The organism is Blastochloris sulfoviridis (genome assembly GCF_008630065.1).
GTDB classification, from domain to species: domain Bacteria; phylum Pseudomonadota; class Alphaproteobacteria; order Rhizobiales; family Xanthobacteraceae; genus Blastochloris; species Blastochloris sulfoviridis.
Genome location: NZ_VWPL01000003.1, coordinates 127,458 through 143,710 on the forward strand (window position 1 = coordinate 127,458; position 16,253 = coordinate 143,710).

The following is a 16,253-nucleotide window of genomic DNA, read 5'->3' on the forward strand; positions in this document are numbered from 1 at the left end:
GGCCGCGGTTTTGCTAGGGACATGACGGCAGGCAAGATTGGCGGCAGGCAAGACTGGCGGCCGAAGCGACTGAAGACGCGACTGAACGAGTGGAGTGTGGGTTGCACGACGAACATGTGGGGGTGGAGCGCGCCTTGGCCGAGATCCGCGCCGGGCGCCCGGTGGTCATCACCGGGGAGGGCGGCCCGGTTCTCACCGTCGGCATCGAGGGGCTCGATGCCGAACAGGTGGCCGGGCTGGACACGGCCGGCGGGGCGCGGCTGGTGCTGCCGGCGGCACGGCTGCGGCGGCTCGGCCTGGAGCGCACCGCCGCCGGCACGCTCGCGCTTCCGGCGATCGATCTCGCCCGCATCGAACGGCTGACCCTGGCGCTCGATGCCGCCCTCGATGCCCCGGTCGGCCCAGCTGCCCCCATCGACGAGGCCGCGCTGGAGCTCGCCCGGCTCGCGCTGATCCTGCCGGCGCTGCTGGTGGTGCCGCTCCCGGAGGCGGCCTCGGCCGCCGTCGCCGGGCTGATGAGCGTTCCGGCCGAGGCGATCGGCCGCTACCGCTCGGGCGAAATCGAGCGGCTGCGCATCGTCGGCCGGGCGCCGGTGCCGCTGGAGGGCGCGCCCGATACCGAATTCGTGGTGTTTCGCGGCGGCGAGGGCCTGCGCGACCAGGTGGCGGTGATCATCGGCCGGCCGGACCTTGGCGGTGCGGTGGCGGTGCGGCTGCATTCGGCCTGCCTGACCGGCGATCTGTTCGGCAGCCTCGCCTGCGACTGCGGCGACCAGTTGCGCTCCACCGCCCGCGCCATGGCGGCGGGCGGCGGCGGCATCATCCTCTATCTCGACCAGGAAGGGCGCGGCAACGGCATCGCCAACAAGATCCGCGCCTACCGGCTGCAGAGCCGCGGCTTCGACACCTTCGACGCCGACGAGGCGCTGGGCTTCGAGTTCGACGGCCGGCGTTTCGACTTCGCCGCCGCGATGCTGCGCCAGCTCGGCGTGACGAAGATCCGCCTCCTCACCAACAACCCGCACAAGGTGGCGGCGCTGCGCGAGGCCGGTCTCGATGTCGTGGCCGAGGAGCGGGTTATCGGCCGCCGCACGCCGGAGAACATCCGCTACCTCACCGCCAAGCGCGACCGCGCCGGCCATCGTCTCGATCCCGATGCGCCCACCGCCGACACGGCGGCGAAGACGCGCTCCGACCCGGCCTGATTCGGAGTTCGCGGGCTTATGCGGTTTCCGGCTGATCAAGCCTTCGAGCCGTATTCCGATCGCCGAAAATCCCGTTATCGAACAAGGGATTTTCGGCGAGACCGTTTCCGGTATCCCGAAGGGATCAACCGGAAACCGTATTATCCTTGCGAAACCGGCCGTCCGAACCGGCGCACCAGTGGCATCACGCGGAGCCACAGCCGGTAGGCCACCTCGATGAGCCGCGCGCCCGCGCCGCTGGCAAACAGCCGCCCGGCCCGGCGAAACCGGGGCAGCGCCTGCCATATCTCGGCGAACGCCCGCCCGCCGTCGACCAGCACCCCATCGGCGCGGCGGACATGGAAGCGCGCCAGCGCCGCCGACCGCGTGAGGTCGGGTGCCAGCGAATCGCCCGTGGCCTTGGCGATATCGGTCCACACGATGGCGTCCGCGCCCTCGCAGCCGCGATAGTGGGCGATCTCGCGCGAACAGACCGGGCAGGAGCCGTCATAATAGACCGTCAGCGCCGGTGCGGCGGCGGTCGCGGGCGGCGGAGTGGTCGGCGAATCGGCCTCGCGCGACGGGGTCATGGCGGCTCTTGCTCCAACTTGGAGAGGGGGATGTCGGAACCGGCATTCGGCTCCGCCTGCTTCTCCATACGCGCGCCATGGCCGGCGGATCACGGCGCCGCCCCCGAGGGCTTGCGAGAGCGGACCCTTGCGCCGCGATCGGCCGCGATGGCCCGGCGCGACAGCCATGTTGACAAGCTCCGGCCGGCATCATACCAAGCGCGCCACCGCTCAGGCGGGCCCAGGTGGCGGAATTGGTAGACGCGCTGGTTTCAGGTACCAGTGGTGCAAGCCGTGGAGGTTCGAGTCCTCTCCTGGGCACCAGTCTCTCGCTGAGAGGCTGGTTGCCGCGAGTTTTCGCCGCGCATCGTGCTTTCGACAGTCCCAAAAAATTCACGCCTACAGTATGTCCACGCTGCCGCCATGCTGGCGGACAAGCGCTGCGATGGTGTGGACGAGCACGTGCCGTCGCACCGACAGACACTCGATCGGGATGTAGATCTCGTTGTCGCGCGGGTGCCGGCGGACGAGGCCGCCTGTTAGGAAGAACAGGATCGGCTGGTTCCGGCTGATCCAAGTCTCGCCGGGCTGGGGCTGCCACCAACGGAACATGATGACTCCGAGCCGGTACGGGTCATGGCAGGCTGAAACGGGCCTTCGAAGTTCGAGACCCACCCCCTTGATGTCGATCCCCCGGGCCGGCGATCCATTCTGGACCGCCCAGGCGTGCGCGACATCGGACCAGGGAACCGGTGCCAAGCGCAGCCGCCCATCACGGATCGATCCGGCGTCGATGACAAGAGGGGCGTTGCGCCAGCGGTCGGCCAGGAGCGTCACCACGGCCCCGAGAACCGTCACGCTGGTGACGCCCGAGAAAACTGCGAGCAGAACCGCAACGACGGCCTCGCCCGCGGACCCGATCTCGCCGGTGGCGAGGAGCTGGATCATGATCGCAGCACCGAACACCATGCCCGCGGCCAGCACCAACGCGGGAAAGATCAGCAGCCCGCCGAGGACGCCGATCCGGGTCCTCGCCTCCAGCGGCAGCGACACCTGCTGGGGCGGCGGCACCGGCTGCCACAGCTTCGGCTCGCCCGGAATCTCGATTTGCATCGCCCGGCTTCCCCTCAACGTCCCCGTGAAAAAATAGAATCGGCTCCACTCTCTCGGGTAAAGAACCCCAACGAAACGTCACGACGGCCCTGATCCCGGCCGATGAAACCCGCGTAGACGAAATCTGCGTAAACGAAACCTGCGCCCGCCCACCCAGGGCCGGGCGAGAACGGAGCGGCCGTGGTCACCCGGCAACCCGGTTATGCCAATGTTGGGCTTGATCGCGGCCGCAAGCTTGCGCATTCGTTCGGCCCCATGAGTTCCGAGGCCAGCGGGCACCATCCCTTGACGCGCAGTGGCGAGGGCCCGACGCCTCTGGCGCGGGGGCTCCGGCTGCTCGCGCCCATCGGCGCGTTCATCGCCATCCTGTTCGCCCTTTGGCAGCTTTTTGCGGCCAGCAGCGGGCTCGATATCCGCCGCACCCAGCTCGGCAACACGCCGGTGAGCGTGTTCCGCCTGCCCGGCGGCGCGCCGGCCCCGGCGGTGATCATCGCCCACGGCTTTGCCGGCTCCCAGAAGCTGATGGAGCCATTCGCCGTCACGCTGGCCCAGAGCGGCTATGTCGCGGTGACGTTCGATTTCGCCGGCCACGGCTTCAATCCGGATTCGCTGGCCGGCGGTCTGGTCGACCGCAACGCCCGCGCCCAGCGGCTGCTGCCCGAGCTCGACAAGGTCATCGCCTATGCCCGGTCGCTGCCGGAGGTCGACGGCCGCGTCGCGCTGCTCGGCCACTCGATGGCCTCGGATCTGGTGGCGCGCGAGGCCAAGGCGCGCGGCGACATCGCCGCCACGGTGACGATCTCGCTGTTCTCGCCGGAGCCCGACGCCACGGGGCCGCGCAACCTGCTGGTCGTGGTCGGCGCCATCGAGGATCCGCATTTGATGAAGGAGGCCTACCGGGCGGTGTCGGTGGCCATCGCCGGGCCGGCGGAGGCCGGCGTCACCTATGGGCGGTTCGAGGACGGCACCGCGCGGCGCGTCGCCATCGCCCCCGGCGTCGAGCACATCGCCGTGCTGTTCAGCGCCACCAGCCTGAAGGAGACCCGCGACTGGCTGAACGCCGTGTTCGGCCGCGACCAGACCGGCCTGATCGATGCCCGCGGCTGGTGGTTCCTGCTGCTGTTCGGCGGGCTTCTGGTGCTGGCCCGGCCGCTGACCCGGCTGCTGCCGGTGGTGGCGGCGGCGCCGCGCGGCGCCAATCTGACATGGCGCCCGCTTCTGCTGGTGGCAGTGGCACCGGTCATCCTGACGCCGCTGATCCTGTGGGCGTCGCCGGTCAATACGCTGCCGCTGCTGCTCGGCGAGTACCTCTATTTCCACTTCGCAGTCTACGGGCTGGTGACGTTCGCCACCCTCAGGCTGGTGCGATGGTGGAAGGCCATCCCCGCCCCGCCGAAGGCGTCGGTGTCGCCGTGGCGGTTCGGGCTCGCCTTTGCGGCGATTGCCGCCTACGGCCTGTTCGCCATCGGCTGGCCGGTCGATCATTTCGTGTCGTCGGTGGCGCCCATCGAGGCGCGCGTGCCGCTGATCCTGGCCATGGCCGCGGGCACCGCCGTCTATTTTGTCGCCGACGAATGGCTGGTGCGTGGCTTGAAGCCGCTGCGCGGCGCCTACGCCCTCACCAAGGCGTGCTTCCTGGTGTCGCTCGCCCTGGCGGTGGCGCTCAATCCGCCGCGGCTGTTCTTCCTGATGATCGCCTCGCCGATCATGGTGGCGATGTTCGTGGTCTATGGGCTGATCAGCCGCTGGGCCTTCAACCGCACCAACGAGCCGCTGGCGGCGGCGCTGGCCAATGCGATCATCTTCGCCTGGGCCATCGCCACCACCTTCCCGATCATCGGATGATACGGTTTTTGGCCTGCAAGGCCGGTGAACCGCAGGAAGGTCAGCCCCGCCCGCTCACCAGACGCAGGAAATTGTCGTTGAAGCGGCGGGCGGCGGCGGCGAAATCGGGCAGGCGCGCCAGCGTCTCGCCGGCCAGGAGTTCGGCGCGCTCCTTGCCCAGCGCCCGCTCCAGCGAGGCGGCATAGGCGGGAATCGCCTGCCAGTCGTGCACCGTGTCCTCGCCGATCTCGACATGGTACTGCACGCCATAGGCCGCGCGCCCGATACGCAGCGCCTGCACCGCGCAGGCATCATTGGCGGCCAGCACGGTGGCGCCGACGGGCGGGCGCGACACCTCGGCGCCATGCCACTGGAAGGTCTCGACCGGATTCACGAAGCCGGCGAACAGCGGGTCGGCGGCGCCGGCCGGGGTCAGGTCGACGGTGCCGAGCCCAACTTCCGGCTCCTTGGCGGGGTCGACCGCGCCGCCCATGACATCGGCCAGCAACTGGTGTCCGAGGCAGACGCCGAGATAGGGCCGGTCGAGGGCGCGCACCCAATGGCTGATCGCCAGCTTCTCGGCCACCATCCAGGGGTGCTCTTCCTCCTCCCACACGTCCATCGGCCCGCCCATGACGACCAGCGCGTCATAGGGCTCCAGCGCCGGGATCGGCTCGCCGGCATCGAGTTCGACCGCATCCCATTCGATGCCGGCCTCGCGCCACAGCTCGCGGAACGTTCCGGGATGCTCGACGTCGACATGCTGGAAAACCAGAAAGCGCATGGCTCCCCCTTTTCTGGACCTGATGGCCACCCCGGCGGCTGACGGATGGTCGCTTCGATGGCACGCTTGCGGCGGCTTGTCCAATGGTCGCCGGCGGCGGGTCGACCCTCCTGGCGGCAGAGTGCGATCGTCTCAATTCGCACGCGGCGGCATCTTGCCGTTGCATAGAGGATTCGGACAATCTTATGGAGATATGCCGCGGCAGTCGGCAGGCCATCACGGGTTGGGCAGAGGCCGGAATGGAATCGATCTACTACGTCATGTGCTGGGCCTGCCACCGCAAGTGCCGGCACTGCTACGAGGAGCGCTTCCGCCCCTATGTGAGGGGCGAGCTCGACGCAGTGGTGGCCGAGGCGAAGCGGAACGTCCCGCGCATCCTGGCGAACTTCCCGGCCGACATGACCTATCTCGACCGCGACGCCACCGAGCCCGACGCCGCGCCGGTGCGGCGCGGCGGGCGAATCGTCCTGTCGGGCGGCGAGAGCCTGCTCGATCCGGTGCGCACCGAGGTCACCTATCCGGTCATCGACGCGCTGAACGCGAAATATCGCGGCCAGGGCGTGCGCATCGTCGTGCAGACCACCGGCGACCTCCTCACCCGGCCGATCGTCGAGGATCTGCTGGCGCGCGGCGTCTACATGATCTCGGTCGCCTCCACCGACCGCTTCCACGTCGGCATCGACACGCCCGAGCGGCAGGCGGCCTTCATCGCCGAGCTGTCGGCGCTGTTCGACGCCTGCGGGCTGAAGCCCTCCGAGCTGTCCTCCGGCGTCGGCCGCAAATGGCACGAAGAGACCGGCCCGCTCTACAGCTTCTTCGGCGCGTCCGAGGGCAGTTGGATCGGCAAGATCTGGCCGCGCGGCCGCGGCTGGCGCAACGACCTGTCCACCGCGACGCTGGCCGACAATTTCTGCGCCCGCTGGTCGGGCGGCACGGGCTTTCTCGACCACCACGTCAACGGATCGGAAGTCTCGGTCGAGCCGGACGGCGCGGTCTATCCCTGCTGCATCAAGACCGCACTGCCGATCGGCAGCCTTCTTGAGGACAATCTGATCGACATTCTCGACAGCCTGGCCGGCGAACCGGCCTTCCAGGCCATCAATGAAGGCCGGCCGGAACGCATGGGGCTCAGCCATGGCTGGTCGGAAGCGACCTTCGTCGCGCGCTCGCGGACGCTGACGCCCGCCGGCCGACCGTATGAAAATCTCTGCATCGGCTGCGACGCCTTCCACCGCGAGGTGCTGGCGCCGGTAATCGAGGCGGCACGCCAGCGCCGCCGTGCCCGCCCGCTCGTCCCGGCCGCGTGAGTGATACGGTTCTCCTGCCTGACCAGCCGGAAGCCGCAAGAGTTCGACAGGAGACCCGACATGGACCGCCGCTCGTTCGTTGCCGGCCTCGCCGCCGCAACTCTTGTGCCGCGCGCCGCCGCAAGCAGCGAGACGCGGCCCTGGGAGGACATCCTCGCCGCCGCCCGCGGCCAGACCGTCTATTGGAACGCCTGGGCCGGCGACGAGCGCACCAACGCCTTCATCGCCTGGACCGGCGAGGAGATGCGCCGCCGCTTTGGCGTGGCGGTGGTCCATGTCCGTCTGCGCGACACCGCCGAGGCCGTCGCCCGCGTGGTGGCCGAGAAACAGGCCGGGCGCGGCTCCGGCGGCTCGGTCGACCTGATCTGGATCAACGGGCCGAATTTCCTGGCGATGAAGACGCAGGGGCTGCTCTTCGGACCATTTGCTGAGACGCTGCCCAACTGGCACTTCGTCGACACCACCCGGAAACGCTCCAACGTGATCGACTTCACCGTGCCGGTGGAGGGCTTTGCGGCCCCCTGGCGCATGGCGCAGGTGGTCTATGTCTATGATTCCGCCCGCCTCGCTGCCGCCGACCTGCCGCGCTCGATCCCGGCTCTGCTGGCCTGGGCGCAACGCCACCCCGGCCGGCTGACCCACCCGACGGTGCGAAATTTTCTCGGCGCCACCTTCCTCAAGCAGGCGCTGGCCGAGCTTGCGCCCGATCCGGCCGCTCTCCAGCGCCCGGCTGACGATGCGGCGTTCGAGGCGGCCACCGCGCCGCTGTGGGTCTGGTACGACGCGCTGCGGCCGAACCTGTGGCGGCAGGGCCGCGAATTCCCGGAGACCGGACCGGCGCAGCGCCAGCTGCTCGACGACGGCGAGATCGACATCGCCATCTCGTTCAACCCCGCCGAGGCTGCGGTATCGATCGCCAACCGGCTCCTGCCGCCGACGGCGCGGGTGTTCGTGCTGGCGCGCGGCACCATCGGCAATACCAGCTTTGTCGCCATTCCGTTCAATGCCGCGGGCAAGGAGGGGGCGATGGCGGTCGCCGATTTCCTGCTGGAGCCGGCAACCCAGGCCTATGCCCAGGATCCGCGCCACATGGGCAATTTCACCGTGCTCGACCTGGGCAGGCTCGACGCCGCCGACCGCCAGCGCTTCCTCGACCTGCGGTCGGACCCCGCTCTGCCCACCAATGAGGAATTGGGCGTGCCGCTGCCCGAGCCGCATCCCTCCTGGATGACGCGGCTGGTCGCGGCCTGGGAAGCGCGCACACATTGATGAGACCATGCTGAGGGCCGCCCCGCCTCTGACGCTGGCGCTGTTCCTGCTGCCGATCGCCGCGGGCCTCGCCGGCACCGCTTTGCCGGCCTTCGGCTATCTGCCGGCGCTGGGCCACACCGAGGTCTCGCTCGGCGCCTGGCGGGAGCTGATGGCGACGCCGGGCCTCGCCGACACGCTGGCGCTGACGCTGCGCGTCGGCCTGCTGGCCACCGCCCTGTCGGTGGTGCTGGCGATCGGCTTCTGTGCCCTGGCGCACGAGCGGCCGTGGCTGCGCCGCTGCGAGAACGCGCTGGCGCCGCTCCTGGCGACGCCGCATGCCGCGCTCGCCATCGGCTTCGCCTTCCTCATCCTGCCGTCGGGCTGGCTCGCCCGGCTCGTGTCGCCGGACCTGACCGGCTGGCACACGCCGCCGCAGATCGTCACGGTGCGCGATCCGCAAGGCCTGTCCCTTGCCGGCGGCCTCGTGCTCAAGGAGACGCCCTATCTGGTGCTGATGATCCTCGCCGCCAGCGTGCAGATGCGGGTGCGCGATCTTGTCGCCTCCGCCCGTGCCTTGGGCTACGGCCCGGCGGCGGCGTGGCTGTTTGCGGTGCTGCCGCGCCTCTATGCGCAGATCCGCCTGCCGGTCTATGCCGTGCTCGCCTTTTCGCTGTCGGCGGTCGATGTCGCGCTGATCCTGGCGCCGGGCACACCGCCGCCGCTGGCGGTGCTGGCGATGCGATGGTTTGCCGACTATGATCTGGCGCTCTACCCGCGTGCCGCTGCAGCCGCGCTGCTGCAGCTTGCCTTGGTGGCCGGCGCCATCGTTGCGTGGCGGCTGGGCGAGATTCTGACTGCCCGGCTGGGCCGCGCGATCATCCTGCGCGGCTGGCGCGCCCCGGCGGCCGAGCCGGTGGCCGCCGCCGCCGCACTTGGGGCGGTCGGGACGGGCGTTGCGGCGTTTGCGGCGATCGCCGGCATGGCGCTGTGGTCGGTGGCGGCCGGCTGGCGGTTTCCTGCCGCCCTGCCAGAGGCCCTGACCCTCGACGTGTGGACGCGCCACCTTCCCGAGGTCGGCCGGCCGCTCGAGATGACGCTCGCCGCCGGCGCGGCGGCGACCGTCATCGCGCTCGTACTGGCACTCGCCTGCCTGGAGAACGAGCAGCGCGCGGCGCTGCGGCCGGGAACGGGCACGCTGTGGCTGCTCTATCTGCCGCTGCTGGTGCCGCAGATCGCCTTCCTGTTCGGCGTCCAGGTCGCGCTGGTGCAGGCCGGGCTCGACGGCACGCTGGCCGCGGTGATCTGGGCGCACCTGCTGTTCGTGCTGCCCTATGTGTTCCTGTCGCTGGCCGATCCCTTCCGCGCGCTCGATCCGCGCTTCGCCCGTTCCGCTGCAGCGCTCGGCGCCGGACGCGCGCGCATCTTCGTGCGGATCAAGCTGCCGATGCTGGCCAAGCCGATCCTGGTTGCGGCGGCGATCGGCTTCGCGGTCAGCGTCGGCCAGTACCTGCCGACGCTGTTCGCCGGCGCCGGCCGGGTGGCGACGCTGACCACCGAGGCGGTGACGCTGGCAACCGGCGCCGACCGGCGGATCCTCGGCGTTTATGCCGTGCTGCAGGCGGCGCTGCCGGCGCTGGTCTATGGCCTGGCGCTCGGCCTGCCGCGCCTGATGTTCCGCAACCGGCGGGGGCTGGCGTGAGAGGACTCGTGCTCGCCGGTGTCGAGATCGCGCTTGATGGGCGGGAACTGGTCCCGCGCTTCGATCTGGCGGTCGCCCCCGGCGAGGTCGTCACGGTGATGGGGCCGTCCGGGTCCGGCAAATCGACGCTCCTGGCCTTCATCGGCGGCTTCATTGATCCCGTCTTTCGCGTGTCGGGACGGGTGCTGATCGACGGCGCCGACGTCACCCGCCGCCCGCCCGAGGCGCGGCGCGCCGGCATCCTGTTCCAGGACGACCTGCTGTTTCCGCACCTGTCGGTGGGGCAGAACCTCGCCTTCGGCCTCGTCACGAGCGTGCGCGGGCGCGCCGCGCGGCGGGGCGCGATCGATGCGGCGCTGGCGCAGGCGGATCTCGCGGGCTTCTTCGACCGCGACCCGGCGACGCTGTCCGGCGGCCAGCGCGCGCGGGTTGCGCTGCTGCGCACGTTGCTCGCCGAGCCGCGAACGCTGCTGCTGGATGAGCCGTTCAACCGGCTCGACAGCCATCTGCGCGACGACATCCGCCGCTTCGTGTTCGGCCACGCCCGCGAGCGCAACCTGCCGACGCTGCTGGTGACCCACGATGCCGACGACGCCAGGGCGGCCGGCGGCCGCATTGTCCGGCTTGGGGCTTGAGACGGTTTCCGGCCCTCGACTGTGGGTGCAGCGCGGGATGATTGGCGCGCCTCGGGCGATCACGGTAAGAAGTGATTCACCAATTCGACAGGGCATTCATGCGCACCGGCATCGCGCTTTCCGCGACGGCTCACCTGATTCTCGTGACCCTGACCGTGGTCCTCGCCGGGCCGGCGCCGTTCAATGTCGAGCCGGCCGAGGGAATCCTGGTCGACCTCGTGACGCCCGAGGAGGCGCAGGAGCAGCCGCCCGAGGAGACGGCGAAGGTCGACGAGCCGGAGAAGCCGCAGCTTCCCGAGATCGAGAAGACCAAGGAAGAGTTCGCCAAGGACGAGATGAAGAAGGAAGAAAAGGCGAAGGAAGAGAAGGCCAAGGAAGAGAAAATCCTGCCGGCGGCACAGGACCTGCTGCAGGATTTGCGGAAGGAGGCCCGGGCGGAGACGCCGAAGGAGGCTCCCAAGGAGGCGGCCAAGGAAGCCGCCAAGGAAACCGCGCAGGAGCCCTCCAAGGAGCCGGCCAGGGAAGCCTCCAAGGAACCCGAAAGGCAGCCCGAAAAGCAGCCCGAGCAGGCGCCCGCCAGGGACGCCGCCAAGGAGCCGGGCCAGGAAGCGTCCAACGAGGCATCAAAGGAGCCGGCGAAAGGGCCGCCTCCGCCTGCTGGACCGCCGCCACCATTGCCCCCGGTTCGGCCGCCGGAGCTTGCGCGCCCGGACAGCGCGCCGCCGGCGAGCCCGCCCGAGGCTGCGCCGCAGGACGCGCAGCCGGACGAGGCACCACCCGCCGGGCCGGCTCTTGCCGGCATTCCCCTGCCGGCGATGGCGGAGGCGCCCACCGACAATGTCACGCCGCCGCTCGCCCCCGACCTGCTGATGGAGATGGCGCGGCTCGGCAAGGCGAACGGGTTCGACGCCGTCGCCGAGGAGCAGGCGAAGCTCACGCCCGACGAGATCGCCGCCTTCAGGACGAGCGTGCAGAAATGCTGGACGCGGCCGACCAATATTCCGGCCAATGCCAAGCTGCAGATGGTGATGCGCGTCTCCTTCAAGCCCGACGGCGCGCTGGCCGCCGATCCGATGCTGATCGCCGCCCCGGCCTCCAAGCTCGGCCCGGCCCTGGTGCGCGCCGCCCAGGCCGCCGTGAAGCGTTGCCAGCCCTATGCCGCGCTGCCGGCGGACAAGTACAAGGAATGGCGCGTGCTCGACCTGCGCTTCAGCCCGGCCGGCATCGTTGGAGGCTGATCGGCAGTGCTCCAGTCCCACACAACAGAATCCTGGCAGGAAGAGCCAAGCCGCCGAAGCTCTGGCTGACATAGCTCAAGGACATCCCGTCGCCGAAGACTATAGTCGGCGCGTTCGCATCCAGGGTGGATGCTGCGGCGGCCGGCACCGGATGTCCGTATGTTTCCTGGGCCCACGGCGTGATTATCCGAAAACAGTGTGAGTTCGCGTCCGGAAGCGACCGCAAGAGGACTGCATGACCGAGATCGTCTACGGCGTGTGGGACGGCATCATCTACGACAACCGCGCCGGCAGGTCTGCCGCCGACGATCGTCCGGTGCCCCCGACGCTTGCCAAACCTCCGACGCTTGCCAATTTCGAAAGCTTCGACAACGGCAACCGCATCCGCGCCTTCTTCGGCGACCGCGGCTTCTTCATCTTCGACGCCGGCGTCGGGCTGATCGATGCGCTATGGCGCCAGATGGCGGAGGCCGCCGAGCAGAGTTGCGGCAAATGCACCCCGTGCCGGATGGGCACGGTGCTGGTGCGCGACGCGCTCGACGCGCTGCGCCGCGGCAATGCGGCGAGGCTCGGCCTCGACGAGCTTGAGACGCTGGCCGAGCAGATGACCGCCACCTCGATGTGCGGCCTCGGCCAGACCTGCGCCCGGCCGCTCTTGGCGGCGCTGCGCCATTTCCGCGACGTGGTGGAGGGCGAGCTGAAGCGCGGCCCGCGGCCGGAGCCGCACGGCCTCACCTACATGACCGCGCCGTGCATCGAGGCCTGCCCCTCGCGCATCAACGTGCCGCGCTACATCGACTTCATCCGCGACGGCAAGCCGGAGCATTCGCTCGGCGTCATCTTGCAGAAATACCCGATGGCCGCGACCTGCGGCCGGGTGTGCGTGCGCTTTTGCGAAATGGCCTGCCGACGCAAGTTCGTCGACGAGGCGGTGGGCATCAAGACGCTCAAGCGCTACGTCGCCGACCAGCAGAAGGGCGCCCACGCGCTGACCTTCGGCCGCGAGCTGATCGCCCATCCCCTGAGCCAGGACATGCGGGTGGCGGTGGTCGGTGCCGGCCCCGCGGGCCTGTCCTGCGCCTATCACCTGCTGCTGCACGGCTATCGCGTCGACATTCTGGAGGCGATGGGGGAAGCCGGCGGCATGGCGGCGATCGGCATTCCCTCCTACCGCCTGCCCAAGGACGTGCTGCGCTCGGAGACCGAGATCATCGCCGAGCTGGGCGGACGCTTCCTGTTCAACCACGCGCTCGGCCGCGACTTCTCGATCGACGATTTGTTCGCGCGCGGCTACCGCGCGGTGTTCCTGGCGCTGGGCTGCCAGCAGGGCAGCCGGCTCGGCGTCGCCGGCGAGGATCCGAGCCTCGCCGGCTACAAGCCCGGCATCGCCTTCCTGCTCGACGTCCACGACCATGTCGCCGGCACCCGCACCATCGAGCTTTCCGGCGACGTGGTGGTGGTGGGCGGCGGCAACGTGGCGATGGACTGCGCCCGCTCGGCCCTGCGCATGGGTGCCGACACCGTGCACGTCGTCTATCGCCGCACCCGCGAGGACATGCCCGCCGACGCCGACGAGGTGGCCGCCGCCGAAGCCGAGGGCATCATCTTCCACTATCTCGCCAATCCGGTGCGGATCGTCGCCGAGGGCGGGCGCATCACCGGCGTCGAGTTGATCGCGATGCGCCAGACGGCGCCCGACGGCCGCGGGCGCCGCAATGTCGAGGCCGCGCCCGGCACCGAGACGGTCCTGCCCTGCACGACCCTGATCGCCGCCATCGGCCAGCAGATCAACCGAGACGTGCTGAAACCCGAGGACGGCATCGCTCTCGACCGCTGGAACTGCATCGCGGTCGATCCCGTCGATCTCGCCACCTCGCGCCCCGGCGTGTTCGCCGGCGGCGACTGCGCGTCGGGCCCCTCGACCCTGATCCACGCCATGGCCAATGGCCTCAAGGCCACCCGCAGCATCGATGACTGGATCCGGCTGGGCTATGTGCGCTTCCGGCCGCGCTCGCGCATGCGCGCCCTGCTCAACGACAACCGGATGCTGGCCGACGACGCCGTCGAGGTGCCGGTCAAGCCGCAGTACCGCGTCCACCACCCCGAGCTCGACCCCAATGTGCGCACGCAGATGTTCGAGGAGGTGGAGCAGACCATCAGCGCCGAGGAGGCCTATCGCGAGGCCAAGCGCTGCATGCGCTGCTACCGCATCTATTCGGTGATCACCGAGCAGCCGATCCCCGAGGGAGCATGAGAATGGCCGCGCAATTCCTGCCCCAGACCAGCCCCGGCGCCGAGGTGACCTATTTCGAGGCCACCATCAATGGCGCGCCGATCACCGGCCGCTCGGACGAGACGATCCTCACCTGCGCCCGCCGCTACGGCGTCTATATCCCGACCCTGTGCGAACTCGCCGACATCGACCACACGCCGGGCACCTGCCGGGTGTGCCTGGTCGAGATCCGGACGGACGGCAGCGCCAAGACACACTTGGTGACGGCCTGCACCACGCCGATGCAGGCCGGACTCGAAATCCGCACCCGCACCCCCGAGGTGCGCGAGAAGCAGCGCCTGCAGGTCGAGCTGCTGCTCGCCGATCACGACCAGGACTGCGCCACCTGCATCCGCCATGGCCGCTGCGACCTGCAGGACGTCGCCCAGTTCGTCGGCCTGCGCCAGAACCGCTTCGTCGACCCCGCCCGCGTGGCGATGCGGCCGATCGACGACTCCTCGCCGGCATTGATCCGCAACATGAAGCGCTGCATCCGCTGCCAGCGCTGCATCGCCATGTGCCGCGACGGCCAGGGCATCGACGCGCTGATCCAGGTCGGCTACGGCCTCGACACCGCGGTCGGGCTGCGCCACGGCCTGACCCAGAAGAACTCGGCCTGCGTCACCTGCGGCCAGTGCGTCCTGGTGTGCCCGACCGGCGCGCTCGGCGAGCGCGACGAGACCGACCGCGCGCTCGACATGATGTACGATCCCGAGCTCGTCACCGTCGTCCAGTTTGCGCCGGCGGTGCGGGTCGGCTTCGGCGAGGAGTTCGGCCTGCCGCCCGGCACCAATGTCGAAGGCCAGATCATCACCGCGTTGCGCAAGCTCGGCGCCGACATCGTGCTCGACACCAATTTCGGCGCCGACCTCGTCATCATGGAGGAAGGCACCGAGCTGTTGCATCGCCTGGCGCATCGGAAGCGCCCGACCTTCTCCTCGTGCTGTCCGGCCTGGGTCAATTTCGCCGAGCGGCATTGTCCCGACATCCTGCCGCTGCTCTCCACCACCAAGTCGCCGCAGCAGTGCGTGGGCACCCTCGCCAAGACCTATCTGCCGGAGAAGATGGGCATCGACCCTGCGCGGATCCGCGTCATCTCGATCATGCCGTGCACGGCGAAGAAGGACGAGATCGCGCGGCGCCAGCTCATCCATGACGGCGTGCCGGAGGTCGACGTGGTGCTGACCACCCGCGAGTTCGCGCGCCTCTTGCGCCGCGAGGGCATCGACCTCAAGACGCTGGAGCCGTCGACCTTCGACAACCCCTATATGAGCGAATACACCGGGGCCGGCGCCATCTTCGGCACCACCGGCGGGGTGATGGAGGCGGCGGTGCGGACGATGTACTACATCGTCAATGGCCGCGAGCTTGAGACGGTGGAACTCCAGCAGTTGCGCGGCTTCGAGGGCGTGCGCACCGCCACCGTCGACCTCGGCGGCGCGGTCGGCGAGGTGAAGGTGGCGATGTGCCACGGCCTCAAGCCCACCCGCCAGATCGTCGAGGCGGTACGCGCCGGCACCGCCGATTTCGACTTCATCGAGATCATGGCCTGCCCCGGCGGCTGCGTCGATGGCGGCGGCTCGCTGCGCTCCAAGAAGCAGTATTTGCCGCATGCGCTCAAGCGCCGCGAGACGCTGTTCGGCATCGACCAGAAGCGCGCGCTGCGCCAGTCGCACAACAACCGGCAGGTCCAGGCGCTCTATCGCGACTTCCTGGGCGCGCCCAATTCGGAGAAGGCGCACGCTCTGCTGCACACCTGGTACACCGACCGCAAGATCGAGATGGACCAGACCGTGCGCGAGATCTGGGCCGACATCCGGATGACGGGGAAGGTGTACTGAGCGGCAAGGTATACCGAGCGGCGGGACGCACCGCTGGAGGGTTGGTGAGCCCGCGCCCGGAGTCTATCCCGCCGTGGCGCCGAAGCCCGCGGCCTCGATCGCCTTGATCAGCGTCTCGGCCGGAACGCCGGTGTCGGCCTCGACACGGCCGGAGGCGAGATCGACCGTCACCTTCGCGCCGGCATCTTCGCGCTTGATCAGCTTTTCCACGGTCGCGGCGCAGCCGCCGCAGGTCATGCCGGTCACGTTCAGCGTCACCATCCTGATTGTCTCCGTCAATTCGGCTGCCCCTGCCGCACGGTCCACATATGGCACTGCACGCCATGCCGGGAAAGCGCAGGCGGCGCGCCCTGCCCGCCGGTCGGCTGCGAGGGCACGGCGCGCCGGCCCCTCCAGCGGCGGAACCGTGGACCGGAACACGAAAGCTTCACCGATCGTCCTTTTGTTGCGGCAGATCAGCCATGCAGGACGCGGCCCTTGACAGGCGCTACGCCACGCCGCCGGCCGGTCGGCATTCCTGTCCGCCGGCCAAAGCG

13 protein-coding genes and 1 tRNA gene are annotated in these 16,253 nt (G+C 69.6%); 10 read left to right on the plus strand and 4 right to left on the minus strand.

Going from position 1 to position 16,253, the window contains the following annotated elements:
* Positions 1-101: 101 nt before the first annotated feature.
* On the plus strand, positions 102-1,205 hold the full coding sequence (gene ribA / locus F1193_RS02620; RefSeq protein ID WP_246164078.1) for a GTP cyclohydrolase II RibA: 1,104 nt from the start codon (positions 102-104) through the stop codon (positions 1,203-1,205).
* Positions 1,206-1,345: 140 nt separating this feature from the next.
* On the opposite strand, the gene F1193_RS02625 is transcribed toward ribA, so the two are convergent.
* Positions 1,346-1,774 carry a thiol-disulfide oxidoreductase DCC family protein gene (locus tag F1193_RS02625; RefSeq protein WP_150096117.1) on the minus strand — a complete coding sequence of 143 codons (429 nt, stop codon included), beginning with the start codon at positions 1,772-1,774 and terminating at the stop codon, positions 1,346-1,348.
* A gap of 218 nt (positions 1,775-1,992) precedes the next feature.
* Between F1193_RS02625 and F1193_RS02630 the strand changes: the two genes are divergently transcribed.
* Positions 1,993-2,077: transfer RNA gene (locus F1193_RS02630), tRNA-Leu, on the plus strand.
* Between the two features lie 75 nt (positions 2,078-2,152).
* Here the strand turns inward: F1193_RS02630 and F1193_RS02635 are convergent.
* Complete coding sequence (locus F1193_RS02635; RefSeq protein WP_150096118.1) at positions 2,153-2,866, minus strand: hypothetical protein; 714 nt, start codon at positions 2,864-2,866, stop codon at positions 2,153-2,155.
* 285 nt (positions 2,867-3,151) lie between these two features.
* On the opposite strand from F1193_RS02635, the gene F1193_RS02640 reads away from it, so the two are divergent.
* Complete coding sequence (locus tag F1193_RS02640; RefSeq protein ID WP_246164079.1) at positions 3,152-4,711, plus strand: serine aminopeptidase domain-containing protein; 1,560 nt, start codon at positions 3,152-3,154, stop codon at positions 4,709-4,711.
* Positions 4,712-4,751: 40 nt separating this feature from the next.
* Here the strand turns inward: F1193_RS02640 and F1193_RS02645 are convergent, their stop codons facing one another.
* Positions 4,752-5,474, minus strand: coding sequence for a type 1 glutamine amidotransferase (locus tag F1193_RS02645; protein ID WP_150096120.1), 723 nt, complete (start codon positions 5,472-5,474; stop codon positions 4,752-4,754).
* Between the two features lie 239 nt (positions 5,475-5,713).
* On the opposite strand from F1193_RS02645, the gene F1193_RS02650 reads away from it, so the two are divergent.
* From F1193_RS02650 to F1193_RS02680, 7 genes are all read left to right on the plus strand, one after another.
* The gene (locus F1193_RS02650; protein ID WP_150096121.1) at positions 5,714-6,781 is read left to right on the plus strand and encodes a radical SAM/SPASM domain-containing protein; all 1,068 of its coding nucleotides are present in this window, start codon (positions 5,714-5,716) and stop codon (positions 6,779-6,781) included.
* A gap of 60 nt (positions 6,782-6,841) precedes the next feature.
* The gene (locus F1193_RS02655) at positions 6,842-8,050 is read left to right on the plus strand and encodes an ABC transporter substrate-binding protein (RefSeq protein ID WP_150096122.1); all 1,209 of its coding nucleotides are present in this window, start codon (positions 6,842-6,844) and stop codon (positions 8,048-8,050) included.
* Positions 8,051-8,057: 7 nt separating this feature from the next.
* Positions 8,058-9,731 (plus strand): ABC transporter permease, encoded by a 1,674-nt coding sequence (locus tag F1193_RS02660; protein ID WP_150096123.1) that lies wholly within the window; start codon positions 8,058-8,060, stop codon positions 9,729-9,731.
* Entirely contained in the window at positions 9,728-10,366 is a 639-nt protein-coding gene (locus tag F1193_RS02665) for an ATP-binding cassette domain-containing protein (protein ID WP_150096124.1), read from the plus strand. Before F1193_RS02660 ends, F1193_RS02665 begins: the two co-directional genes overlap by 4 nt.
* A 98-nt stretch (positions 10,367-10,464) precedes the next feature.
* Positions 10,465-11,604: a hypothetical protein gene (locus F1193_RS02670; RefSeq protein ID WP_150096125.1), complete on the plus strand. Its 1,140-nt coding sequence runs from the start codon at positions 10,465-10,467 to the stop codon at positions 11,602-11,604.
* A gap of 235 nt (positions 11,605-11,839) precedes the next feature.
* Complete coding sequence (locus tag F1193_RS02675) at positions 11,840-13,858, plus strand: FAD-dependent oxidoreductase (RefSeq protein ID WP_150096126.1); 2,019 nt, start codon at positions 11,840-11,842, stop codon at positions 13,856-13,858.
* A gap of 2 nt (positions 13,859-13,860) precedes the next feature.
* Positions 13,861-15,717 (plus strand): [FeFe] hydrogenase, group A, encoded by a 1,857-nt coding sequence (locus F1193_RS02680; protein ID WP_150096127.1) that lies wholly within the window; start codon positions 13,861-13,863, stop codon positions 15,715-15,717.
* Positions 15,718-15,780: 63 nt separating this feature from the next.
* On the opposite strand, the gene F1193_RS02685 is transcribed toward F1193_RS02680, so the two are convergent.
* Positions 15,781-15,978, minus strand: a complete 198-nt coding sequence (locus F1193_RS02685; RefSeq protein ID WP_150096128.1) for a heavy-metal-associated domain-containing protein — start codon at positions 15,976-15,978, stop codon at positions 15,781-15,783.
* Positions 15,979-16,253 lie beyond the last annotated feature (275 nt).